Source organism: Streptomyces sp. NPDC007808 (assembly GCF_042868655.1).
In the GTDB taxonomy this organism is placed as follows: Bacteria; Actinomycetota; Actinomycetes; order Streptomycetales; family Streptomycetaceae; genus Streptomyces.
Window position 1 is genome coordinate 95,214 of the sequence record NZ_JBIAEQ010000009.1, and the last position, 25,090, is coordinate 120,303.

Annotated in this window: 13 protein-coding genes; 1 reads left to right on the forward strand and 12 read right to left on the reverse strand. The window is 73.7% G+C overall.

The features are described 5' to 3' along the window. Positions 1-175: 175 nt before the first annotated feature. Positions 176-745: a DinB family protein gene (locus ACFYNL_RS31460; RefSeq protein ID WP_388809330.1), complete on the reverse strand. Its 570-nt coding sequence runs from the start codon at positions 743-745 to the stop codon at positions 176-178. A 92-nt stretch (positions 746-837) separates the two neighbouring features. Between ACFYNL_RS31460 and ACFYNL_RS31465 the strand changes: the two genes are divergently transcribed. After that, positions 838-1,725 carry a GNAT family N-acetyltransferase gene (locus tag ACFYNL_RS31465; protein WP_388809333.1) on the forward strand — a complete coding sequence of 296 codons (888 nt, stop codon included), beginning with the start codon at positions 838-840 and terminating at the stop codon, positions 1,723-1,725. Positions 1,726-1,734: 9 nt separating this feature from the next. On the opposite strand, the gene ACFYNL_RS31470 is transcribed toward ACFYNL_RS31465, so the two are convergent. The 11 genes from ACFYNL_RS31470 to ACFYNL_RS31520 form a co-directional block, all read right to left on the reverse strand. Beyond that, entirely contained in the window at positions 1,735-4,269 is a 2,535-nt protein-coding gene (locus tag ACFYNL_RS31470; protein ID WP_388809336.1) for a hypothetical protein, read from the reverse strand. Continuing rightward, the gene (locus ACFYNL_RS31475; protein ID WP_388809339.1) at positions 4,266-6,407 is read right to left on the reverse strand and encodes a hypothetical protein; all 2,142 of its coding nucleotides are present in this window, start codon (positions 6,405-6,407) and stop codon (positions 4,266-4,268) included. The genes ACFYNL_RS31470 and ACFYNL_RS31475 overlap by 4 nt, the downstream gene beginning before the upstream one ends. A 76-nt stretch (positions 6,408-6,483) precedes the next feature. Further along, the gene (locus ACFYNL_RS31480) at positions 6,484-9,285 is read right to left on the reverse strand and encodes a hypothetical protein (RefSeq protein WP_388809341.1); all 2,802 of its coding nucleotides are present in this window, start codon (positions 9,283-9,285) and stop codon (positions 6,484-6,486) included. Continuing rightward, on the reverse strand, positions 9,282-13,034 hold the full coding sequence (locus tag ACFYNL_RS31485) for a tubulin-like doman-containing protein (RefSeq protein ID WP_388809344.1): 3,753 nt from the start codon (positions 13,032-13,034) through the stop codon (positions 9,282-9,284). Before ACFYNL_RS31485 ends, ACFYNL_RS31480 begins: the two co-directional genes overlap by 4 nt. Positions 13,035-13,101: 67 nt before the next feature. Continuing rightward, positions 13,102-15,375, reverse strand: a complete 2,274-nt coding sequence (locus ACFYNL_RS31490) for a VWA domain-containing protein (protein ID WP_388809346.1) — start codon at positions 15,373-15,375, stop codon at positions 13,102-13,104. Between the two features lie 269 nt (positions 15,376-15,644). Further along, entirely contained in the window at positions 15,645-16,196 is a 552-nt protein-coding gene (locus ACFYNL_RS31495) for a Pycsar system effector family protein (protein WP_388809349.1), read from the reverse strand. Further along, positions 16,193-17,920: a hypothetical protein gene (locus tag ACFYNL_RS31500; RefSeq protein ID WP_388809351.1), complete on the reverse strand. Its 1,728-nt coding sequence runs from the start codon at positions 17,918-17,920 to the stop codon at positions 16,193-16,195. The genes ACFYNL_RS31495 and ACFYNL_RS31500 overlap by 4 nt, the downstream gene beginning before the upstream one ends. Then, the gene (locus tag ACFYNL_RS31505; RefSeq protein ID WP_388809353.1) at positions 17,913-20,585 is read right to left on the reverse strand and encodes a hypothetical protein; all 2,673 of its coding nucleotides are present in this window, start codon (positions 20,583-20,585) and stop codon (positions 17,913-17,915) included. Before ACFYNL_RS31505 ends, ACFYNL_RS31500 begins: the two co-directional genes overlap by 8 nt. A 5-nt stretch (positions 20,586-20,590) precedes the next feature. Then, positions 20,591-21,424 carry a hypothetical protein gene (locus ACFYNL_RS31510; protein WP_388809356.1) on the reverse strand — a complete coding sequence of 278 codons (834 nt, stop codon included), beginning with the start codon at positions 21,422-21,424 and terminating at the stop codon, positions 20,591-20,593. Between the two features lie 178 nt (positions 21,425-21,602). Beyond that, positions 21,603-22,343: a Crp/Fnr family transcriptional regulator gene (locus ACFYNL_RS31515; protein WP_388809359.1), complete on the reverse strand. Its 741-nt coding sequence runs from the start codon at positions 22,341-22,343 to the stop codon at positions 21,603-21,605. A 1,236-nt stretch (positions 22,344-23,579) separates the two neighbouring features. Then, positions 23,580-24,569, reverse strand: coding sequence for a malate dehydrogenase (locus ACFYNL_RS31520; protein ID WP_388809362.1), 990 nt, complete (start codon positions 24,567-24,569; stop codon positions 23,580-23,582). Positions 24,570-25,090 lie beyond the last annotated feature (521 nt).

Sequence of the window (25,090 nt, forward strand, 5' to 3'; positions counted from 1 at the left end):
ACGGGACCGAGTGCGCATGCCCCCTGCCCCCGGATGCATGCGCGATCCGGGGGCGAAAGTGCGCTGTGTCACTGGACATGCGGACGAACCGGGCGGAATCGGTCCGGTCGGCGACGCTCAGCGACACCGCTGTGACAGTCACGCCCCGCGAGGAGACGCAGCCGACCCCTACGGCTCAGGGCGCCGGGAAGTCGGCCGGCGGGTCCTCCCCCACCCGGCCGTCGAGTGACTCGCGGATCATGTCGGCCTGCCCGACATGGCGGGCGTACTCCTCGATCAGGTCGACCAGGATGCGCCGCACGCTGGGCGTCCGGCCGTCCGGCCAGGTGTGGCGGGCCGGCTGGTCCACCCCTGCCTCCAAGAGCACGCGGCGCAGGTTCTCCCGGGAGCGGGCCACCGCGTCACGCCACAGCGCGTACAGGTACTCCGGCTCGTCCTGCGCGGCCGACCGCCACTCCCAGTCGGGGTCCGCGTCCCAGTCGACCGCGTCCCACGGCGGGGGCATCGTGACGCCGAGCAGACGCCGGGTGAAGTACTCGTCCTCGACGAGGGCCAGGTGCTTGAGCAGCCCGCCCAGGGTGAGGGCGGAGGGCGCGAGCCGGGTGCCCAGGCCCGTCGCGTCCAGGCCCTCGCACTTCCAGGCGAAGGTTCGGCGCTGCCGTTCCAGGGAGCCGATCAGGGTGTCCGCCTCGGAACCGGCGACGGGCGGCTCGACGGGGACCGGCTGTTCGGTGTCGTAGGTCATGACGCGCAGAGTAGGAACGATTCCGGTCGATCGGCTTCCGGAAATGCGGGCGTCATGGACCCCGGAGAGATCTTTGACTAAAGTCAAAGGTTATGCAGCCGGTCTCGACGGAGCACGTGACGGCCTTCCGCCGCTTCAACCGCTACTTCACCCGCCGCATCGGCGTCCTGGACGACCACTACCTCGGCCAGAACCGTCCGCTGGGCGAGGCCCGGCTGCTGTTCGAGATCGGGGACGGCGCCTCCTTGCGCGAGCTGAGGAGCCGGCTCGGCCTGGACGCCGGATATCTGAGCCGGATGGCGAAGGCGCTCGAGGCCCAGGGCATGGTCCGGCTCGGCGCACACCCCGGGGACAACCGGCTGCGCATGATCGAGCTGACCCCGGCCGGGCGGGTGGAGGTCGCGGAGCAGGACCGGCGGGCGGCCGCTGCCGCGGCCGGGCTCCTCGACGGTCTCAGCGAGCCCCAGCGTGCCGAACTGATCCGGGCGATGACCGTCGCGCACCGCCTGCTGCGCCTGGCGGGCATCACGGTGGACCTCGTCGACGGCGCCGCGCCGGAGGCCCGGTCCTGCCTGGACGCCTACGCGGCCGACATCGACGAGCGGTTCCCCGAGGGGTTCGACAAGAACGACCTCGTACGACCCGAGGAGGTGTCCGGCGACGCCGGCGCGTTCTTCGTCGCCCGCGAGGAGGGCCGAGCCGTGGGCTGCGGAGCGCTCCGGCGTCTGGAGCCCGGCGTCGGCGAGATCCGCCATGTCTGGGTGCACCCCGGCGCCCGACGCCTCGGCCTCGCCCGCCGGCTGCTCGACGCCCTCGAACGGGAGGCCGCCGCCCGGGACTTCCGGGTCGTACGCCTCGACACGCACGCCGCGCTGACCGAGGCGCAGGCGATGTACCGGGCGTGCGGGTACACGGACATCCCGGCCTACGACGACAACGTCTACGCCAGCCACTGGTTCGAGAAGCGCCTGACTGCCTGAGCAAACCGCTCAGCTGAAGAACCAGGCGATCACGAAGACCGTGCTGATGACGCAGAAGCCGACGCCGCCCGCGAGCAGGCAGCCCGCACCGCCGATCCGGCCGGAGATCCTTTCCTTGAACGGTTTCGGCGGGTGGTCCGGCGGTTCCGGCGGCACGACGGGGGCGGGTGCGGCTCGGGGCACCGGAGGGACCTGAGGTGTCGACGGAGCCGGATGCGGTCGGTCGGCCCGCAGCAGCGCGTTCCCCAGAAGCCGCCCCCAGACCTGCGGGGGCAGGTCCGGGACCTGGCCGCCCGGCGGCTCGACGATGCTCTGCCGCAGCCAGTTGCCCGTCGTGGGGTGGGGGTCGCGGCTCATGCGGTACAGGAATTCCTGAAGGGGCCGCAGATGGCGCTCCTCCCGGGCCAGCGGGGCGACGGCCCAGGTGAAGAGATGAGCCGCACGGGACGCCCGGTCCGCCCCCGACCTGCCGTCCGTGCCCGGTCCGTGGGGCGTGAAGTACAGGTCCTGACGCAGCACCTCGGTGCACAGCTCGTGCCGCAGTTCCAGCGGGCGGGCCCGCACCCGGTGGGGCTCTCCCAGCACGTCCAGCAGCAACTCGACGGAGTCCGGGGGCAGATCGCCGGAACGCAGTTCGTGCAGCAGCAGTTCGTCGGGCTGCCTGCGCAGTTCGGCCAACAGCACGCTCCGCTCCATGACGTCACCGCGCCGGTGGCCGCGGAGCTCCCGACGGAGAGCGCCCGTGTCCGGACCGCCCGGGTCGGGGGCGGGCCGCTGGAAGGGCTGCGCGGGAGTGGCGGAGGGAGGGGAGGGGGCCGTGGAACCCACCTTCGGTGTCGCACCGAGATCCGGGTGGGGCTCCCCGTACGCGTCCGTGCGTGACTCCGGACGCGGGTTCGGGTACGGCTCCTGGTACCCCTCGGCGTGCGGCTCGGGACGCGACTCTCGGTACCCGTCCGCGACCGGCTCCGGGCGCGGCTCCCGATATCCGCCCGCGAGCGGGTCCGGGCGCGGCTCCCGATACCCGTCCGCGAGCGATTCCGGCCGCGGCTCCCGATACCCGTCCGTGCGCGATTCCGGCCGCGGCTCCCGATATCCGCCCGCGAGCGGGTCCAGGCGCGGCTCCCGATACCCGTCCGCGAGCGGGTCCGTACGCGCCTCTCGATACCCGTCCCCGCCCGACTCCGGACGCGGCTCCGGGCGCGGCTCCGTACGCGCCTCTCGATACCCGTCCCCGACCGACTCCGGACGCGGCTCCGGACGCGGCTCCCGATACCCGTCCGCGAGCGATTCCGGCCGCGGCTCCCGATATCCGCCCGCGAGCGGGTCCAGGCGCGGCTCCCGGTATCCGTCCCCGACCGACTCCGGACGCGGCTCCCGATACCCGTCCCCGACCGGCTGCGGACGCGGGTTCCGGTGCGGATCGGTGTACGGCTCCGGGGCGACCGCCGCTCGGGGCGGTTCGCCCGTCAGGTCCCGTTCCCGTTCCCGCCTCCGCTCCCGGTCCCGGTCCCGGTCGCGCCCGCGTTCGGGTTCCCGCACCGGCTCGCGGTCCCGCTCCGAGGGCTGCCGGCGGTCCGTCCGCCGCGGTGCGGGCGTGGGGATCCTCGTACCGGCCGGGGGTGTGCGATCGGTGCCGAGGATCTGCTGGAGACGGACCCGCCGTCGCTCCCAGTCCAGTCGCGCTCCGCCCGCCAGTTCCTTGACCAGCTGCGGGACGCCGGGAGGCGCCTGCCGGTGGTCGAGGAGGTGCCTCACCAGTTGGGCCGCCGCCCGGTGCTCGAACCGGGGCTGGACCTGCCGGCCCTTGACCCTGGCCAGTGGGCCGGAACCGCCCGCGTCCTCCTCCCAGCGCGGGACGGCCATCAGCCGCAGGGGATGCGCGTCCGTCGTGTCGCAGGTCGCGAACGTCCACTCGTGTCCCAGCCAGCCCCCGAACAGCATGAACAGCCCGAGGTAGACCAGCGGGACCGCGTCCCGGTCCGGCCAGTCGCGCGGGGGCTCGTCCTCCAGGAGCAGCGACACCCGCTGTGTCGGATCACGCAGCAGTTCCGCGGTGGCGAGGATCAGCGCGTGCTCGACCTTCTGCAGCTGCTCCAGCATGCCCGGCAGCCGGCCCCGCGCCAGCTCGTGGAGGTGGGTGCCGTCGAACTCGGGCAGCCGCCCGGAGGCCTGCTCGGCCTTCTCCTGACTGCGCCAGCCGCCGCCGTACGCGAGCCCGAGGCACTGCCGCACCTTCAACGTGCCGCGGTCACCGACCAGGACGTGGCTGACCGTGCTGGGCCGGCCGCCCCGGTCGGTGGTGGGCCAGCGCTGGACCAGCAGGACGTCGCCGTCACGGGACAGCGTGCGCACGACGCTCGGCCGGGCCGCCGCCGCACCGGACACCCACAGCAACGGGCCCAGTTCCCGGCCCAGTTCCTCGGCACGCTCGGCGTCGCAGGAACGGGCGACGGCGCTCATGCCGGTGCCCTGGCGGCCGTGGTTGCCGTCCCACCGGTAGACGACCTGCTGCACGTGTCCCCTGCCCTGGAAGTCGTTCACTGACGTTCCCCTCCCTCGGATCCCTCGGGCTCCTCGGGCCCTTCCGACCTCTCGAACAGCTCGGCTTCGTCCCACGGCACCGCCTCCAGCGCGGGCGCCTCCCCCAGCGCCAGCGCCTCCGTGCCGCCCGGCACCTCGATCAGCCCGTGCATGGCCAGCAGCGCCAGCAGCGGCTCCAGCACCCGCCGGGGCCCCGCGCCCGCGGGATAGCGGCCGTGGTCCTCCTGGCCGCCGGTGGCCGAGGCGACGTGCAGGGTGCACCGGCGGATCGCGTCGAAGGGACGCAACCACGCCTGCCCGGCGTGCCGACGCAGCAGCCCGTAGAGGTCCCGGCTCTCCTCGCGCACCAGTGCCGGGTCCAGGGAGGTGGCCGGCGGCCGGGTGAGCCAGCGGTCGACGGGCGGCTGGAACCTGAGCAGGTCGGCCTTCCCGAGCACCATCGCGGCCGGCACGTCCAGATACCCGCCGCTCTTGGGCAGCCGGTCCAGCACCGTGCCGAAGGCGAGGTCACCGTCCCGGTTCACCTCCACCCCCCAGCGTTGCCTGGCGTGGTCCAGCTGAGGCAGTGGCAGGGCCAGCGCCGGGTCGACCACGAAGACCAGGGCGTCCACACCGAGCAGGAAACGCAGCGCCGCATCGGTCCGTACGAGGTCCTCGCCGCCCAGGTCGAAGAACGCGACCGGGCGTACCTGCCCCCTCGGGTCGGTGATCAGCAGCGACTCCACGAAGCGGGCGAAGTCGTCCATGCCCAGGGCGGGGGTGTGGTCCAGGACCTTGCCGTTGCGCAACGGCTGCACCCGGTCCCGTACGAACCTGGCGTGCTGCTCGGGGTTGACGGACTGCCACTTCAGGCCGAACGGCTCCAGGCCGCCGTCCGTGATCGCGGCGATCATCTGGGTCAGCAGATGGCTCTTGCCGGTGGAGGACTGGCCGACCATGGCGACGGTCAGCGGGCGGCCGTACGTCAGGTAGGGCACGGGGATGTAGTGCACGGGGAACTCGGGGTCCGCGCTGCACTTCTGGACGGCCCCGCGCATGATGTCCGTCCGCCGCACGGAGTTGGTGATGCCCTTGAGGTCCAGCGGCTGGTACTGCATCCGGCTGTCGGTGACGTACAGCTTGGTGAGGTCGAGACGGATGGTCTCCAGGCAGTACGGGCAGAGCACCTCCCCGTTGGCCTGTTCGGAACCGGTCGTGCCGCGGGGACGGGCGGCGGGCGCCTGCCGTTTGAGGGACAGGGCCTGCTCGAAGGCCTCGTGGTGCGGGCGGCTCTCGTCGGGCGGCACGGCGACCCGGACGCGGTGGGCGGCGCCCGGCGCCACGAGTTCGAGGAGCTGGGCGGGCGTCGGCCGGGCCGCCGCCCGCGGGGCGAACGCGGCCCGCAGCGTCTGGTCGAGCTTGCGGTGTTCGGCGAGGTCGGCGGGCGGCCGGTCGGCGGGGCCGGGCCGGCCGGTCGCCAGCCGGTAGAGCACCTGGGCCGCGCTCCACACCGCGTCGCGCGGGTCGGCCGGTCCCTCGCCGGCGCGCTGCTCGGGCGAGCAGAAGGGCGACCGTCCCCACGGGCGCCGCGGCCGTCCGATCCGGGTCACCGACTCCAGGCCCCACAGCTGGACCCGGGCTCCGTCCCACAGCACGGTGGCGGGCGAGACACCGCGCGGCACCAGGCCCTGGGCCTCCAGCAGGCACAGGGCCAGCATCAGATCCCGGGTGAAGACCTCCTGGTCGGCCGCCCCCATCACATGGATCCGCGACACGGCCGAGCCGCGCGGCGGGTCGTACAGCAGGAAGGGCTCGGCCGTGTCCAGCTCGTAGCCGATGAGCCTCGGGAAGAGCGCCGCGTACTCGGAGTCGCCCAGCGCCTGGTTCAGCTGGACGGCGGTGCCCGCCTCGGTGTCCAGCAGGGCGCGCGCGGCCGGGTTCGCGGCGTCCTTGGCGGTGAGCCGGACCTGCACGCACTGCTGTCCCTCGTCGTCGAGCACCGCCTTGCGCAGCAGTTGGGGCAGCAGCCGGTCGCGGCGGAACTCACGGCCGACCCGGACCGGGGTGACGCGCCGCCGGCCCGAGGGCTCGGTGAAGGCGAGCTTGTCCGGAGGCGGCTCACCCGACCCCGGCGGGCGGGCCTGCGTGGTGCTGGTCACCGGTGGTCCTTTCGTTCGTACCTGTGCGTGGGGCCGTACGGGGCGGTGTGCGGTGGGCCGGGACGCTGGCTGCCGGTCACCAGCGGTCGCCGTCCCCTCGGTCGCCGTCGCCCGGGCCGTCGGAGCCCGACCAGTCGTCCGAATCGAGCCAGTCGTCCGCGCCCGCCCGGTCGTACGGCGCCTCCCGGTCGTACGGGTTCCTGCCCTCGCCCCGTCCGGGCCGGTCGTAGGGGTCCGCCGTGGCGTACGGCTCCGCCCGGTCGTACGGGTCCCTGCCCTCGCCCCGTCCGGGCCGGTCGTACGGCTCGGTCGTGATGTCGTCCGTGTCCGTCCCGTCGGGTCCCGAACCGTGCCGGGGGCGGACGGTGTGCACCACGCCCATCCGCAGCGGGGTGAGCCGCACCAGTCCGGCGTACCGGCCCGACGACGTCCACAGGACCTCCTCGGGATGGACCGAACCGCTGGTCCGCCAGGACTTCTCGACCTCGTCGCGGACCGCCGCGGGCGCGAACCTGAGCCACACCGCGGCCTGTGGATCGCGGCTGAGCAGCGTGCCCTGCTCGGGGGTGGACAGCTGCACCACGGTCTGCCGGTCGGTCTGCGCGCCGACCAGCTCGGCCAGTCCGTACGGGTCGGTGCCGAGCAGGTTCGCCGACGAGGCGCGCACCCGGCGCGGGGCGGCGAACGGGGGCGGGGCCAGAACCCCGTTGTGCCGCAGGTGGTGGCGGGCCGTGGACAGCAGTTCGCGCACCCGTTCCTCGGTGCGCCGGACGGCACGGGCGCCGGCCTGGCCGCGCTCGACGGCACCCCAGTAGTGCTTCATGGCCTCCAGGGCGGCGTCCGTCAGATCGGCGGACAGGGTGGAGACCAGTTCCGGCCCGCCCTCACCGCTCTCCCGCTCCAGCCAGCGCGGAACGCTCCCAGGACGATTCCCCCCGGCGCTCTCGTGACCCTTGTCCCGCTCCTTGTCCTCGGCGGGGCCGTCCCACGACCCCCCGTCCTCCCAGGCGTACACGCTCGCCCAGTCGCTCTCCCCCTCGTCGGCCCCGGCGTAGGCGTCCTCCGGTTCCACCTCGGGGTCGCTGAAGAGCCAGTCGTCCTCGACGGGGGCCGGCCCACCGGACGCGCCGAAGGAGTCGAACGCCCCGGTGGCCGCGCGCCGGGCCGGCTCGGGCGCCGCCTCCGCCTCGGCCGCGGCCGCCGTCGCCCGCAGCATGCCGGCCACGGAACGTGCGGCGTCGGCGCAGTACAGGCGCTCCTCCACCGCCCAGTGCTCCCGGACCGCCTCGGCCAGCAGGGCGTCCAGGCCGTCGAGGGCCCGGCGCAGCACGGCGGTCGTGTGCCCCGGTGCCCAGGCGTCGGCCGCCGCCCGCCAGAGCCGGCGTACGGTCTCCCGCGCGATGCCGGCCGCCAGCAGCAGGCCGATGGTGCCCAGCCAGAGCGGCGGTTCGGTCACGTGACCCACGGCCGCGCCGACGACGGCGCCGCCGAACGCCGCGACCCGGGGAGCCACCGCCCAGCGGCTGGGGCGTCCCGCACCCCGCAGCCGGGCCGCCCCGAGCATCGCCATACCGGTGAACAGCAGCGGCACGACGAGCGCCAGCGCGAGCAACGGCCCCGACCACAGCGCCCCGAGCAGTCCCGCTGCGGCCGCGCCCAACGGGCCGGCCACCGGCATCCCGGGCGCGGCCGTACCGGTCACGCCCGCCGTCTGCCGGGCCACGGCCTCGGCGGAGTGCGGGGCGAACTTCGGCAGCAGTGCCGAGCTGGGCAGCGGCTCCACCCGCCCGGCCAGCCCGGTGAAGCGCTGGGCCACGGAGCGCAGGGCGAGTCCCTGGCCGAGCAGTTTCACGGCGAACTCCCGCAGCCCCTCGCCGATCCGCTCACCCATGCCCTCGGCCGACGGCACCCGCAGCCCGAGGGCCGCCAGCCGGGTGGCCGCCTCGGCGGCGGAGGGTGCCGTGCCGCCGCCGCTGCGCAGGGCTGTGGCGACCAGGTCGCGGTAGCCGTCGAGCGAGGTGCGTGCCTGGTCGACCTCCGTCTCGAACGTCTCCCGGCGGGAGGCCCGCAGCAGTCCGGGCAGGGTCCGCAGCCCGGCCAGCGCGTCGTCGGCGTAGTGCAGGGCGTCCGCGCAGGCGCGGTAGGCCTCGTCCGCGATGCCGCCGGGCTCCCGGTGCCCGACCTCCCGGCCGCCCCGGCCCGCCACCAGATGGCGCAGCGGCTCGGGCAGGTCGGCTCCGGACGAGGCGGTCAGCAGCACGTCCGGCGCGAGGTCGTCGTCCGCGCCGGCGAACCGGGTCAGCGCGTCGCGCCAGGCCCGGTCGCGCACTTCCGGCGGCAGGTCCTGCTCCAACAGCCGTACGCCGGGCGCGGCGACGGCCTCGGGCAGCGCCTGGACGCTGTCGAGCACGCTGAGGTAGACGTCCGGGACGGACAGCACGTCCACGAGGACCGCCAGCGCGTCCGGGTCGTCGGGTGCGGGCTGTTCCAGGGCGGTGCGGGCGGAGCGCAGATCACCGACCCACAGCAGTCCTGCCCCCGACTTCCGCAGCACCGCCGGCCGCAGCAGCCGCCGGTCGGGCTGGAAGTCCCCTTCCACGCCGGCGAACGAGCCGGGCGCGCTCCCCACGAGCAGCACGAGCAGTCCGACGTCGCCCACCGCCCGGTAGCCGGCGAGCAGTTCGTACTGCGTCTGGTGGTCGGTGAGCCCGGCCGGGGTGTCGACCACCAGGAACAGCGGGTCGTCGGGTTCCGCCGCCCCGGCCCGGCCCAGCTCCTGGGCGACCCTGGCGCGCAGGGCCGAGGGGCTGTTCAGCGCCGCCGCCCCGATGCGCAGGTCGAGGCGGATGACGATGCGCGGGGAACGGTCCCTGTTCACTGGGCGTCACCGTCCCAGGGGGCGCGGCGGTCGGAGTCGCCGGGCTCGTCCTCCCACGGTGCGCGTCGCCCGCCCTCGCCCCGGGGGGCGGCCAGGTCGGGATCGTCGTAGTCGTCGCGGCGGCGGTCACCGCCGGGCCTGCCGTAGTCCTCGCGGGCGTCCCGGTCCTCGTGGTCGTCGTGCCGGCCACCCGTGCAGGGCCCGGCCTCACCGGCGCCCCAGACGTCCCCGCCGTCCCGCTGCCCCGCCCGGCGTTCACCGCTCTGCGGCCTGTCGTAGCCGTCGTACTCGTCCCGACGGCGCTCCGCACCGGCACCCCCGAGGTCGTCGGCGTACTCGTCACGCCGACCGCTCCCGCGGGCACCGCTCTGCGGCCCGTCGTAGCCGTCGTACTCGTCCCGACGGCGCTCCGCACCGGCACCCCCGAGGTCGTCGGCGTACTCGTCACGCCGACCGCTCCCCCGGGCACCGCTCTGCGGCCCGTCGTAGCCGTCGTCGCGCGGCCGGCCGCGTGACGCGACCGGGGTGGTGCCCCAGTCGTCCTCGTCGGGCTTCGGGCGCCGGGGTGCGGAGTGGCCCTCGCGGTCGCGCGGTCCGCCCGGACTGCCGCCGCGGACGTGCTCCAGCAGGGTGCGCAGGGTCGGCTGGACGGCTCGCTGGTCGCCGAACTCGGTGTCCAGGGCGGCGGGGAGGGTCTCGGCCCAGAACTCCCACAGCGGGCGCACCCAGCCCTCGACCCGCTCACCGCCGCGCTCCCGGCGCTCCGCCAGCAGCTCCAGCTGACGCGGGGCGACCTTCTCGACCAGGTCGACGAAGAGCGGATGCGGTTCGCTGCCGGCCCGGGCGAGGCCGAGGGGCTGAGCCCCCATCAGCTCCCGGCAGTAGTCCTCGACGATCCGCTCGTCGTCCAGAACCGTCCAGCGCTCGTACGAGCGCAGCAGCTCGGCCCAGCTGGACACGCCGCCCGGGAAGTCCCCCAGTCGCAGCCGTACGCCGGGGACGTGCGCGTCCTTCTCGGGGTGCAGGCGCAGCCGGATCCGGTCCGGGGAGGACGGGTCGCCGTCGACGACGTCGACCTGGCCGTTCCACATGCAGCACAGCAGACGGTGCAGGATGACGCGGCGGTCCTCCTCGGCGCTGACCATCCAGCTGTCCCGCCAGCCCAGCCGCTGCCGCCACCGCAGCACGTCCTGCGCCTGCTCGTTGTCCTTCGCGCGGGCCCACTGGCGCAGCACCTTGCGGGCCTCGGGCACCTGGGTGAGGCTCATCTCGCTGCGGAAGAGGACCACGGTGATGGAGTCGCTCTCCACGCCCCGGTACTCCACGGAGTTCTTCGCGTCGGCCGGCAGCCGCAGCGTCTTGCCGAGGAACTCCTGCACCTCCTCCACCGCCTGCACCCGCGGATGGGTGACCAGGACCCGCAGCAGCCCGGTGCCCTCCGGGGTGAACCCGACCGGCAGCAGTCCGGCCAGCTTGCGGCCGAACAGATCGAGCGCCTCCTTGCTGACCTGGTCCTTGGCGTCCGCGTCGCCCGCCGCGGCGGCCAGCAGCGTGCCCATCGACGGCAGCAGCGGCCGCTCCTCCAGATGGGCGCCGCTCTCGGCGAACAGCCGGGTGATCCGGGCCTCCAGCTGCCCCTTGACCCGGGCCACGGCGCCCTCCGGGTCGCGCCGGCTGATCCCGTGGATCTGGCGCCAGGTGTCGCCGTCGACCAGCTTGAGCAGCAGCGCCGCCTCGTCGTCGGTCTCGCGCAGCCCCTCCCGGCGCACCAGCCGGACGACCACGTCCTCGTAGAAGTGGTTGAGGGTGCGCTGCGGCGGCAGGAGGTACGAGATGCCCGTGCGGTCCTCGTAGAGTTCGTGGGCCTTCTGCTGGGCGCTCTTGTTCTCCTGGTCGCTGTGCCTGCGGAAGGCGCTCACCAGCCGTACGAGGTCGGTGCCGGCCGCGTCCGCGTGGGGCTGCCAGTGCTGCTGCTGGTCGCGCCAGGCCTCGTGCCAGATCGTCCGGCAGCGCCACTGGTACCAGGCGTTCTGCTCCTGCAGGGCCGCCTGCACGTCGTCGTCGCCCCAGCGGGCCAGCACCATTCCGCCCAACTGACCCTTGATCCGGGGGATCTTGGGCGGCTGCTCGGTCACCCCGGCCGGGCGCTGCGGGTTGCGGGCGCGATGGTCCAGCATGCCGAGGAAGCCGAGCCGGGCGATCGGGTCGTCGCTGTCGGGGACGCCCCTGACGACGCGTTCGGCGAGGAAGGGGTCCACGGTCTGCAGCAGTTTCTCGATGGCGGGGCGCGGCGCGAACCGGTCGGCCATCGCGATGGCCGCGCGCTCCGCCTGACCGCGCAGGTCGGACAGCAGCCGCTGCATGTCCGCGACGCGTTCGCCGAGCGCCTGCTCGATGTTCTTGCCGCCGCGCGGCAGCGGATCGGGTTCGGGCACGTGCAACTGACCGCGTTCCCAGAGCTCTTCGAGGTGGGAGTCGGCGAACAGCTGCCGGATCATCGGCACCGCCTGCTCCCGCAGCTCCGGGCGCGGCCGCTCCGCGAGATCGGTGACCGCCAGCCGCAGCAGCCGCCCGGCCACCAGGTCGGCCAGCTGGTCCATCGGCGCGGTCATGGAGGCGACCAGGCTGGTGGAGACGCCCTGCCGGCCGATGCCGGTCGGGGACACGGCGCTGCGCTGCACGCCCCGGTTGATGAAGCTCGCGGCGAAGGTCTGGTAGTCGTCGTCGGCGGCCGTCTTGCGGCCCCGCGAGCGGCCGTCGCCCAGCTCGGTGCCGATCAGCGACATCACCAGGGAGACGATGGAGCGGCGCAGGTCGTCCGCGCGGATGCCGGCGGTGGGGCTGAACAGGAAGGCCGTCGGCAGGATGCCGGTGCGCAGCCGGATCGGCGTGGTGCCCGGGTAGCGGATACCGATCCCGAGCTCCTGGTCGAGGTCGCCGATCTCATGGCCCGCCGACGGCGCGTTCTGCGTGTCCACCAGCCGGAACAGGTCGACCAGCGCCCGGGCCGCGTTGAGTTCGGCCTCGCGCCCGCCGCCGGTCGCGGCGGAGAACGACGACGGCATGACGACCAGCGGGTAGATCTTCACGCCGTCGAAGCGGCGCAACTGGAAGGCGTGGTTGATCAGGTGCAGGTAGTCCAGGAAGATTCCGGCGCCGGTGCCGCCGGCCACCGAGAAGGCGACGAACACGTCGCAGCCGTTGACCTTGCCACCGCCGAGCTCGCTCAGCTCGCCCGCCGACTTGGCGATGGCGTCGATCGCCTGGAGCAGCGGCTCCAGGACCGGGGCGAGGCTGTGCCGGAGCGTGGCGAACAGCGCCGCCCGTCCCACGGTGGGCAGCTGGCCCGCACCGGCGTGCAGCGGGGTGACCTTCGGCTCGTCGACGCGCGGCGGCAGCCACTCGGCGACCTCGTCGCGCAGCACCGCCCGCAGCATCTTCGTCACTTCCGGGGAGGCGTCGAAGTTCGGCAGCAGGTTGTGGGTGGCCCGGGACGTACGGGCATAGGCGGCCCGCAGGGACGGGTCCACGTTGAACTGCGGGAGCCGCTGCAGGTCGCTCTCGCTGTAGTCCGCGTACACGAACTGCAGGCAGTCGGGCAGCTGGAACGGGGCGTGGCCGCTCTGCCGGCTGAGCGCCATGCCGTCCGGCCCGCACAGTTCGGCGCGCAGTCTGCGTTCCAGTTCGGCACCGACCAGGCCGCCGGTGCCGCCCAGGCCGACGAAGAGCATCGGCTGGAAGATCTTCATGGGTTCCTCCCCGCTTCACGGCCGGGTCGGCCGCAGGTTCGTGCTCGGTACGTCCGTGGTGTGCGCGTCACAGGTACGAGGTGAAGGGGCTGTCGCTCTCGCTCTCGCCGGACCCCGTCGAGGGGCCCGCACCGGTCGGCGCGGTGGGCGGCCTTCGGCGACCCCGGCGGCCGGGCCGGGTGTCCTCGCCGAGGGCGAGGCTGAGCGTGTCCGTCAGCTGGGCCTGGCCGTTCGCGGGCAGTGAGGTGCGGCCGCTGCCCTGCTTGCGCAGCACCGCTCCCCCGTCGCGGCTGCGCTGGACGGCGTACTGGCCGTGCGGGCGCCGTTCGATGCGCGGACTGCGGTGGGCCTCGACGACGGTGAACTCGTACCACTGCTTGCTGTTGCCGTGGCCCGCCGGGTGCTCGTTGACGACGCGGCCGTCCTCCGAGAGCAGCTGGAGCGTCAGGCCGTACGGGTCCTTCTGGCGGTGGCGCAGCCGCCGCCAGGCCAGCAGAGCCGCGGCGGCCAGCCCGATCAGGGCCGCGCCGGTGACGAACGCCCACCAGTACTTCGCCCAGATGCCGGGCTCGGGCGTGACCCGTACCGAGACGGGGGCCCGTTCGAGGGTGCGGTCGTCGGTGGTGTCGACGACGGTGAAGGTGCCGGAGAGGTCGAGACCGTCGCCGAGGCGGTCGCCGAAGGCGCTCTCGGGGGACACCCTGACCGTGACCTTCCGGGTGCCGCGCTCACCGGCCTTGAGGGTGATCTCGTTCGGCTCGACGGAGAGCAGCCCGTCCTTCACGTCGGCGACGGACAGCCGCAGCTTGCGCGGGGTGTCGGTGCTGTTGCTGACGTCCAGGGTGCCGGTGACCGTGCCCCCGGGGTGGGTGTCGCCCTCGGGCAGTTCGAGCGGCGCCTTGACGGGCAGTTCACCCCGGGCGACCTCGCCGGTCTCGCTGCGGGTGTCGGCGCTCAGCCCGGAGGCGGTCAGCGTGGCGCTCACCGTCAGCGTCCCGTCGGCCTTCCGCGGGATGGTCACGGTGCCGGTGAAGGAACCGTCGCTCGCCTCGGGATCGGAGGCCTTGCCGTCGTCGGCGAGGTCGAGCTCCAGCGGGGAGAAGCCGTCCCCGGTCAGCTCGCTGCGCACCCGCAGACCCTCGTAGTCGCGCGGGTCCTTGATCTCGTAGCCCTCGCGTGTCTGCAGCCGCATGGTCACCGTGACCTTCTCGCCGGCCTGCGGCGAGGGCGGGTCCATGGTGATGGCGCCGCGCAGCTCGCCCTGCCACAGCACGCTGACGGCGACGGGCAGCGAGCGGTGGCCCTCCGGGGCCTCGGCCTTCACCTTCCAGGTGCCGGGCAGCGGGTCGACGATCTTCAGCGCCTCGACCGTCCCGGTGGCGCCCGCGAGTTCGAACCGGGACTTCTTGAACGTCTCCTCGGAGGTCGGGACCTCGTCGCCCGCCGGGTCGATGTAGGTGATCTTCACCTCGGGGTCGCCCTTGTCGACGACGATGCTTCCGACGGTCGCCAGCGGCGAGATGCCGATCTTCAGGGTGGCCGGCGGTCGCTTGCTGGGGCCCTCCTCGTGACGCAGGCAGTGAGCGGCGGCGAAGATCTTCTCCAGGGTGGTGCCGACGTCCTTCGCCCCGTCGACCTTGTGGGCCCTGGGCTTCGCGGAGGGCAGCTCCACGCAGCCCTTCTGGTAGCCGCCGGCGGCGATCTGGTCGAGCTGCTTCTTGTCGGGGTCGGCTCCGAAACCCAGCGGCCAGATCTGCACGTTCTGCGCGGCGGCTTCGTCGAGCGCCTCGGCCAGCTGCCGTTCGCCCTCGGCCACACGGTGCGCGGGGTCGCCGTACTTGAAGCTGTCCTCGACGTCCATCTTGCCGTCGGTCAGCAGGAACAGCAGCCGCGGCACCGAGGGGTCCGAGCCGTCGGTCAGGTCGTCGACGCCCTGGCGGATGGCGGTCGGCAGGTCGGTGCCGGTCCCCTCGCTCTTCTTGCGGCTGCGCAGCTCGTCCACGCACCTGCCGACCTCTTCGCGGCCTGCCGCGTCCAGCGTGGTGCGCGGGCAGACCGGGTCCACCACGCGCTGGCCGCGCTGCTCGGCGGCGGCGAAGCCGAACACGGTGACCTGTGAGGACGAGGAGACGTCGCCCAGCGCGATGCGCTTGGCCGCGGCCTTCTCGGCCTTCATGTCCTCGGGTGCGAGGCTGGCCGACTCGTCGACGGCCACCGCGTAGTTGACCGCCGGGAACGCGCGTGTGCTCTCCGCCGCCGGCACCGGGTCCTGACCGGCCGGTGCCAGCAGGGACACGAACACCGCGGTGCCGCCCAGCACCGAGGCCGCGGCGCGGCGCACCCCTGGGCTTCCTGTCTGCCGTCTTCCCGTGACTCTTCCCACGGCCGTCCCCTTGGTCTTCGTGAAGTTGGTGCTCGAATGTCGTGCGTGAGGTTCGCGCCGGCGCGTGTGCTTCGGATCCGTGCCGGCGCGCGTGCGTGGCTCGTGCTTCGTGGTGGTGCGTAGGTGGTGACGCGCCGGGCGGCCTGCCTGGTGCGTGCCGGTGTCATGTGCGGTGAAGCGTTGGCGTGCGGGCGGTGGTACACCGTTGCCGCGCGCGCCGTTCGGGATCAGCCCGCGGTCAGCCCCCAGACCACGGCCAGGGCCGCCGACGGGGCGAGCGAGCCCACGCCCCAGCGGATGGCCCGGTACTTGGCGGACAGGATCGAGCTGACGTCCACGGCCTGGACGAGGAGCCACCTGGCCGGATCGCTCCCGGCCTCGTCGACCCGGGCGGACAGCCCCGCGACGTCACGGGGCCCCACCAGGTCACCGAAGTACGTCAGCCCGTCCCCGCCGCGGACCGTGCCGGTGCGCGGCATGAGCGCCCCGACCAGCGCGGTCACCGCGACGGCCCAGCACACCCCGGACAGGACCAGCGTCATGTCGGCGATCCCGTCCCAGGCGGGGGTGCCGCGCCACCCGGCCAGGAAGGCCGGCAGCGCGAGCGTCCCCGACAGCAGCACCGCCGCCTTGGAGTCGGCGCGGCCGAGGTCCTCCCGGACCGTGGTCAGCAGCCGCTCGGCGATGCGCTCCCCCGCCCGGTCGTGACAGTGCCGACCCCCGTCCGGCACGGTCACGACCGGGTCGGGGGAAGTCCCGGCCTGGTCGTCGGCCGTCATCGGTCCTCCTCCGCCCAGGACCAACCGTCGTCCTCGGCCCGCCTGCGGCGGCGCGGCCGGTCCCACTCCCGCTCGTCCTGCGGGTGGTACGGCTCCGGCCGATACGTCCGCCGGCCCCCGCCGTCGCGATCGGGGTCACCGTCCGCGTCGTACGGCTCCGGCCGGTACGTCCGAAGGCCCCCGTCGTCGTGGTCGGCGTCCGCGTCGGTGCGGTACGGCTCGGACCGGCGGCCCGGGCCCCGGCGGCCGTCGGAACGCTCGTCCGGCTCGTGGTCGAAGTCCCTTTCCCCGGCGGGGAGTTCCGGTCGGCGAGGGCGGCGGCGCACCCCGGCGCGGCCGTCGTCGTGGTCGGCGTCCGCGTCGGTGCGGTACGGCTCGGACCGGTGGGCCGGACCCCGGCCGCGGGAGCGCGGCTCGTCGTCGTGATCCGGGTCCTGGGGATACGGCTGTTGCCGGTACGGCCGCTGCCGGGCCGCGGTGCGCGGCTCGTCGAAGCCGTCGTCGTCGCGGCCGTCGGCCCCGTCGGAGCCCGACCGGTAGGAGTCGGGCCGGTAGGAGTCGGGCCGGTAGGAGTCGGGCCGGTAGGAGTCCGACCGGTAGGAGTCCGACCGGTGGCCGCGGCGCCGGGTGCGGGTGCCCGGCTCGTCGTAGGCGGTGTCGTCCTCGGGATACGGCTCGCTTGCGTCCGGTTCCCGTCCGCCGGGCCCCTGCCGCTCGGACCCGCCTCGGGAGGGCGCCGTCCGGTGGGGCGGGCGCCTGGGAGGTTCGTCGGACGCCCAGTCCGGGTTGAAGGGCCGGTCGGCGGGGGACGCCTCCAGCTCCCGGGACCTGCGTGCGGGCACCGTCCCGATCGGCCCCAGCACCGGCCGCCCGTCGCCCCGGTTGAGCAGGTTCAGCACCTGCGTCTCCACGTCCGCGGTGGCCAGTTCGCCGCTCGCGGCCATGGCGAAGAGCCGGGCCACCCGGTCCTTCTCGTCCTGCCTTCCCTCCTGGCGGATCTTCTCCAGGAAGTCCTTGGCCCCCTCGGGATCGGCCGCCAGCATGAAGCTGAGCTGTTCCAGATCCCCGCCCTGCAGCATGCGCCGGTACGAGTCCTGCCGCAGCCGGAGCATCCTGGCCCGGGCATGGGCGTTGCGCTCCTCGTCGGCGTGCTCGATGGTCCGGTCGTCCACCCGCAGGCGCACGTACAGCCGTACCCTCAGCCCGAGTTCGGACCCCAGGTCGGCCCACCGGCCGCCGGCGCACTCACGGGTGATGGCCCGGTTGGCCTGCTCCGCCTCGGTCACCCGGTAGGTGGTGGTGACCTCACGCAGCCGTTCCAGCACCGGCGCGGTCAGCCGGCCCGCGACATCGGTGACGACCTCCAGGGCAGCCAGATGCGGATCGGTCACGGACCACTCGATGTCCACCTCGGCCTTGAAGAAGGTGGTGCCGCCGGCGGCGGGCAACTCCATCTGCAGCGGCGTCACATAGGTGCCGAGCGCGATCTCGCAGATGCTGTGCGGTCTGGCCAGCACGGGCTTGTCGACGTGCTGGACGCCGTTGGCCCTCTTCACCGTGTAGCCGCCGTTCCGGTAGAACTGCACCACCGCCGAGCGGGGACTCACCCGCGGGTAGCCGTCCGCCAGGGTGCCGAAGTCCCGAAGGAACGGACCCGCGGGGCCCACCGACGCGCTGCTCTGCGACCCGTCCGCACCGGCCGCCCCGTCCTCGTTCTCAGCCATACCTCTCCTCCTCGCGCGTCCTGTCCCGACGCGTCCTGTCCTGGCGCGGCACTGCCTGGCGCGGCCTCTCCCGCGGTTCGACGGCGAGCCACCACAGGTCGCGCGCCTTCGGTTCGGGGAGCGGTTTCTCGGGGTCGTTCATCATTCGGCGCAGCAGCCAGTCCAGCCGCCGCCGGTCGTGCTCCTCCGTGGCCAGCGCGGGCAGCAGTTCCGCCAGCCCCGGCCGGGTCCACTCGGTGCCGTCCTTGCGCTCGGCCGACCGCAGCAGTTGCTCCAGCGCGTCCATCGCCACGTCCTTGGACCGCGCGGTGTTCAGCGCGGACCACATCAGGTCCGCCATCGCATCCACGAGTTCGGGCCGGACGGCGGCGAGCGCGAGCACCAGCGGCCAGTCACCGCAGTCCCCCCACGGCGAAGCACAGTCGTCCGCCAGGGAGTCGGGATCCATCAGCAGTTCGTCGACCGTCGTCAGGGCGAGCCGGACGGTGGCGGCCAGCCCCAGGTCCTGGTAGGGCTCGCGCTTGTGATGGGTCCACTCGGCCATCCGCGCCAGCACTTCCGCGGCGTCCGGGAGCACCAGCAGCCGTACGACGTTGTGGGAGGCGACGGAGACCAGTTCGCCGTCGTCCCGGACCCCGATCCTGGCCAGGGCGTCCAGGGCGTCGTCCGTGGTGGCCGCCGCGTTGCCGTAACCCAGCGTCCACGCGGCGGTCCAGCGCTGGGACGGGGTGCCCTTCCTGCTCCAGTCGCCGATCAGCTTGTGCACGGTCCTGCGGTGCGAGGCGTGACCGGCGGTCTGGTCCAGCGTGGTGGCCGCGAAGATCAGCCGCCGGTTGGTGGTCGCCTCGGCGAGCGGACGGACCAGCTCGGTGTAGCCGTGGTCGAAGTCCCGTACGCACAGCTCCCCGGCCGCGACCGCGGCACGCATCCACACCTGGGAGCGGGGGTCGTCCGCCAGCTGCCGCAGCCAGCGCACCACCGGCGCCCGGACCGGGAAGTGCCGGTCCCACAGCTCGGTCAGCACCGCGGACGGCAGGGCGGACCCCCGGTAGAAGACCAGCCGGGCGGGCACGTCGTGCCCCTCCACCTCGACCTTGCCGTCGGTGAGTTCGGCGCGACAGAGCGCCACGTCGGCTTCCGGGTCGTCGCAGAACAACGGTCGGGCCGGGGTGTTGTCGGGGTCGGACTGCACCGACAGTTCCCAGGTGAGCAGCTGGGCGGCGGTCGCCACGGCGCTGTGCGAGGCTCCGCCGAGCACGGCGAGCGCGATCCGGAAGGCCACCGGGTGGAACAGCGTCGCCGCCCCCGACCGCATCGCGCCGCGGTCCGCCCGCTCCGGCTGGTCGGCGACCGCGGTCAACGCGCGGTCCACTCCGGCGAACCACTCCTGGGCCTGCTCGGCGGCGATGCTGCGGCAGCCGGACAGCAACTCCTCGTGGGAGACGTCTCCCAGGACGTGCCCGGCCAGCAGGGACGCCAGCAACTCGGCCTCGGCGGGACGCAGATCGTCGAGACCGACCGCCTCCGTGACGTCGTCCCCGGCCGCGAGGTCCTCCGCGCGGGCCAGCAGGTCCTCCAGCGGTGTGTCGTCCCGCCGGGTCCGGGCGGCCCGTTCCTCCAGCCGCTCGCGCAGCCGGGTGGCGAGCAGTTCGTCGGTGGGCGCGGGCGGGCAGAGCATGCCGTAGCGCCCGGCCAGCAGGGGATTGGCCGCCGACCCGACGGTCACGACGATCACCGCGAACGCCTCGCGGCGGGACAGGGCGGCGGCGAGCTCGTCGAGGTCCATCTCGTCCGGGGGCAGCGCGCCGGGCCGGGTGAGCGACAGCTCCAGCAGATAGCCGGTGCCGCGCCGGTTCTCCTCGCCCTCGCCGTCCAGCAGCTGCGCCAGCTGCCGCGGCCCGCCCTCCGGGTCGACCCGCAGCACCCGGGGGCCGGTGGTGGCCTCGGGCGCCGCGCCGCCCGGCGTGCCGCCGTCGCCTCCCGGCTCGGGCGAAGCCGACAGCTGGGGGACGGTGACCTCGTCGAGGAGCGACAGCGCCGTGCTCGTACGGCCGGTGCCGGGCGCGGCGCCGAGCACGAGCAGCCGCCGGGCGCGCAGCGCGGCGCGCAGCCGCAGATAGCCCTGCGGCTCGACATGGGCGCGCCGGAGCCTGAGCAGCTCCTCCTCGGGCACGGGGCCGCTGCGCATGCCGGCGCCGGTCCGGCCGGTACCCAGCAGCAGGTTGAAGTTGTCGCCGATGTGGGCGTTCTGGAGCCGTGAGTGGGCGAAGCTGATCAGGTCCCGGCGGACGTCGAAGAGCTGCCGGGTGGCCCGGCGGGTGCGTGCGGCGGCGGCCAGATCGGTGGGCCCGTCCTCGCCCTGGTCGTCGGCGAGCGGGTCACGGGTGCGCTCCTTGAACCGCCCGGCGGCGCGCTCGCGTTCCTCCTGCCGCTCCCTCTCCTTCTCCGCCTCCTCGTCCTGTGCGGACTTCTCCTCGTCGGACGTGCCGTCGTCGTTCCGGGACCGGTCGTCCCGGTCCTGCTTCCCGTCGTCCCCGGCCCGCTTTCCGTCACCGGCCCCGCGCTTGCCGTCACCGGCCTTCTTGTCGTCGTCGGACGACCGTGCCGCGCCGGGCTGCTCGGGGGCGTCGTCGGCGCCGCCGCCCGCCTGCTCGTCGTCGCTCACCCGCCTCAGCCCTTTCGCTGCTCGGTGCCGTGGTGGGTGGCGCCGCCGCCCATCCGCACGTTGCCGTGGTAGACGTTGTGCTCGTTATGGAACGTGTCGCGGCTGACTTTCGGATGAATGCCGAGGTCAGGGGCTGCTTCACCGGGCATGTCCACGACGTCGGCGTCTTCCTCGTCGCCGTCGCCAGGGGCGTCGGCGAGGGCCTCGTCGAGGGCGGGCGGAGGGCCCGCCACGGCCTGGCGGATCACCGGAGCGGGCCGTCCCGGCAGGTGGAACCAGGCGGTGACCTCCCCCTCCTTGAGCCGCAGCCGGGCGGGGGCGTAGTGCGCGGGCTCGATGAACTTGCCACCGGCGCTGACCACTTCCTCGTACAGGGACCCTGAGGTCACCAGCACGAGGTCGGCCTTCTCGGCGTCGAGGAGATCCCGGGCGACGGAGGAGTCGGCCAGCCGGCAGGCCAGGTCGACGGCGCGTCCGCTGATCCCCCGGCCGTCGTGCCGGACCGGTCCGACGTGCATGCCGATGCGCAGCCCGAGCGGCACGGCCAGGTCGCGGTTCTCGTCCCGCAGCTTCTCGTGCACCTCGACCAGCCACAGACCGAGCAGCCGGCTCGCCGCGATCCGGCCCGGCACCGACAGCAGCACGCCGTCGCCGCGGTCCTCCAGGTGCACGGCCTCGCGCGCCACCTTGGCGTGGGTGAAGGCCGTCTCCAGCACCCGGTAGATCCGGGCGCGCATACGCGGCTTGTCGACGTCGTCGTACTCGCCGGACCGTCTGGCGTCGACGCTGATCACCAACTCGTAGTGCGCTTCGGTGAGTTCTGATGCGTCGTGGTTCACCCGTGCCCCCTGCGTCTTCCGTTCGCTTGCCGAAGAGATGGTTCGTCCTGCCGATGAGTGCTCCGCGGAGCCGGCCAGGACGCTGGGCGACGGCGATGGTCCGCGGAGGGCCGCCCCTTCAGGGTCGGGCCCGGGACGAGAGGCGTCTGTAGCCGTTTACACACGGCGAGGCGTGCGTCTACTCCTGATGGCCGTCCGCGAGCAGGGCGAGGAGCGCGGGGTCGAGGATCTCCACCATCCGGTTGCCGGTGCGCACGATGTTCTGGGTGCGCAGCAGCCGCAGGGCCTTGGCGACGGCTTCGCGGGTGGCTCCTACCGTGGCGGCCAACTCGTCCTGGGCCAGGTGGACCACGGGGCCGGAGACGGCGGTGCCGTTCGGGCGGCCCGCGTCGGAGGGAGCGTAGGGGCCGGAGGGGGCGTAGGGGCCGGAGGGGTCGACTCCCGACAGTTCGACCAGTCGGCCGGCCAGGCGCTGCAGCACGGTGAGCGAGGCGAGCGCGGACCGCTCCTGGTCGGCGCTGCGCAGCCGGGAGGTGAGCTGGCGTATCACCAGGCCGCTGACCCGGGGGTGCAGGGCGAGGAAGCGACGGAACGCGTCCCCGGATATGACCTGGGCCTCTATGGGGCCCAGCGCGCGCACGGTGGCGCTGCGCGGGTGCTGGTCCAACGCGGCCATCTCGCCCAGCAGTTCACCCGGGCCGCGCAGGCCGAGTATCAGCCGGGTGGCACCACGGTCCGTCGCCACGGACACCGTCACCCACCCCCGAATCACGATCACGACATGGCTGGAACGGTCACCCTCGGTGAGGAGATGGGTGTCGGCCGGGTAGCTCTTCCGATTGCCGAGAGCCATGACGCTCTCGTGCTCCTGGGGCGTCAGCGTGTGCGCGAACGCCAGCTCATTTCCGAGCAGCCCCATGGCCAGCCCCCCGCCGCAGTCCGGACGCCTGGAATTTCGATGGGTGTCGATGGTGGCAGGGCGAACGTTCGGGACGAGCGGATTGCGCCATACCAGGGGTACCGACCGGTAGTTGTGGAATGCCAGGTTGGTCGCCCCCTGCTCACCCCGCCCCGCCGGAGCCTGCCCCTCCGCATCCATGGCAGGTGACACGCGCCACGTCCGCGACCGAGGGGTCGACCGTGAGGTCAGGCCCGGCAGTCGAACAACAGGGCGGATCGGCGCCGAAGTTCGGCCAGCCGATGGAGAGTTGGCGCAAACTCGGGTTTGGGCTGTGCCAGCGGTGATGACGTGGTGGTGGGGAGGTGAGGGGGCCGTGCGTCCCGAGGGGGGTGTGAGAGGGGAAAACGTCGAGACCTTCACGGCTGTCGCTCCGATGCCCTGCGGTGGTGCGCTCGCGGATCGCGAGGGGTGCCACCGTGGTCGCGGCCCCGTATGACACGGTCAGCCATCCGAGGCGGACGTGAGGGAATGTCGGGGAAACCCGTGCGCGCAGGTCGCGCAGGCGGGATCATGGCCCGTCCGACAGCGCGAGCGGCTACGGAGGGACGGGCCGGTGGAGACCCGGGCACCGCGGGCGGTGCGGGCAGTGCGGGCGGTGCGGGCACCGCGGGCACTGCGGGCGCTGCGGGCGCCGGCGGACCGCTCGCAGAACGGTCCGGATCCCTCGCGCAGCGGACTCCTCCCCGGCCTGATCGCCCATCGGCCTCGGCCGTCCCGGGCATCGGTGCGCGGCGGCCGCCCCTCCTCAGGGAGGCCCACCGGGTGGTGCCGATCGAGGCCCTGGAACCGTCCGCGGCAGTCGACGAGTTGATCCGGCTGTACGTGGGTCCCTGTCCGGCGACGCCTTCGCCATGGTGCGGCCCGGTTTCCGGGGGCGCCGTGACCCGGGCCGGCTGCTCACCACCTCCGCCGCCGCCGCGCGCACCGCGGACTCGCCTGCCTCGACCGGGCACCGGAGGCGGCCGGGCGGTCCCCCGCCCGGCCCGGGTACACGGGATCGACGAACCCAGCCGAAGATTCGCCGGGCCTGGCCCTGTCACATCGGCGACGGGACGGTACGTCCAGGCACGCGGGGGGCGAGATCCGTACTTCCTGGTCCGCGAGGAGTACGGGGACGGCGACCGGCGCGCGAACGGCCGCAGGCCCCGCCCGGGACGCTCCGGAACGGGGCCTGCGGCCGTCGTGCTGGGTGACTCAGATGAGGCCGAGGGAGCGGACCGCCTCGCGCTCCTCCGCGAGCTCCTGGACGGAGGCGTCGATACGGGTGCGGGAGAACTCGTTGATCTCCAGGCCCTGGACGATCTCGTACTTGCCGTCCTTCGTGGTGACCGGGAAGGAGGAGATGAGGCCCTCGGGCACGCCGTAGGACCCGTCCGACGGGATACCCATGGAGACCCAGTCGCCGTCGGCGGTGCCGTTGACCCAGGTGTGCACGTGGTCGATGGCGGCGTTGGCGGCCGACGCGGCGGACGAGGCGCCACGGGCCTCGATGATCGCGGCGCCGCGCTTGGCGACGGTCGGGATGAAGTCCTCGGCCAGCCACTTCTCGTCGTTGACGACCTCGGCGGCGTTCTTGCCGGCGATGGTGGCGTGGAAGATGTCCGGGTACTGGGTGGCCGAGTGGTTGCCCCAGATCGTGAGCCGCTTGATGTCGGAGACGGCCGAGCCGGTCTTCTTCGCCAGCTGGGTCAGGGCGCGGTTGTGGTCGAGGCGGGTCATCGCGGTGAACCGCTCGGCCGGTACGTCGGGCGCGGCGGCTTGCGCGATGAGCGCGTTGGTGTTGGCCGGGTTGCCGACGACGAGGACCTTGATGTCGTCCGCGGCGTGGGCGTTGATGGCCGCGCCCTGCGGCTTGAAGATGCCGCCGTTGGCCTCCAGGAGGTCACCGCGCTCCATGCCCTTGGTGCGGGGACGGGCGCCCACGAGCAGCGCGACGTTGGCACCGTCGAAGGCGACGTTCGGATCGTCCGTGATGTCGATGCCCTGCAGGAGCGGGAACGCGCAGTCGTCGAGCTCCATGGCGGTGCCCTCGGCGGCCTTGAGGGCCGGGGTGATCTCAAGGAGCCGAAGCTTGACCGGCACGTCCGCGCCGAGCAGCTGGCCGGAGGCGATGCGGAAGAGCAGGGCGTAACCGATCTGGCCGGCCGCGCCGGTGACGGTGACGTTCACGGGAGTGCGGGTCATGGCGTTCTCCGTATGACAGCTGGCGGTGGGCGTCCCCGCCCCGAGGGGTGGGACGTACAGATGATCGATCTCTTGGCGTCAAGATAGATCAGCGGTCAGGCTATCGCGCATCCGGGATCCCGGACGGCCGGGTCCGTGTGGCCCACCCCACAGAGGGGCCGCCGCTGCGGCAAAAGGGGGGCGGCCGCCCGGTCCGGGAGAGGGGGGACTGGAGCGGCCGCCGGGTGGGGGTACCGATTGCCGGACTCCCGTGGGGGTACGTTGCGCGTGCCCACTTTCCCGACGCTCATTCCTGCCCGTCCCGAAAACTTTCAGCGCCCGGAAACCACCGCCCCGAAATCCCTCTTCGTCCGGCCCGCGCGCCCCTCATCCCCCTTACGGCGCACCGCTCTCCGGCCTCCACCCGGACCAGCCCGAAGCCGCCCGGCCTCAACCACACCGGCCTGGGAAAGAGCCCGCGCCCGAAGACCACGGCACCCGGGAGCCTGCTCCCCCGACCCCCGACCCCCGGCCCCCGGTCG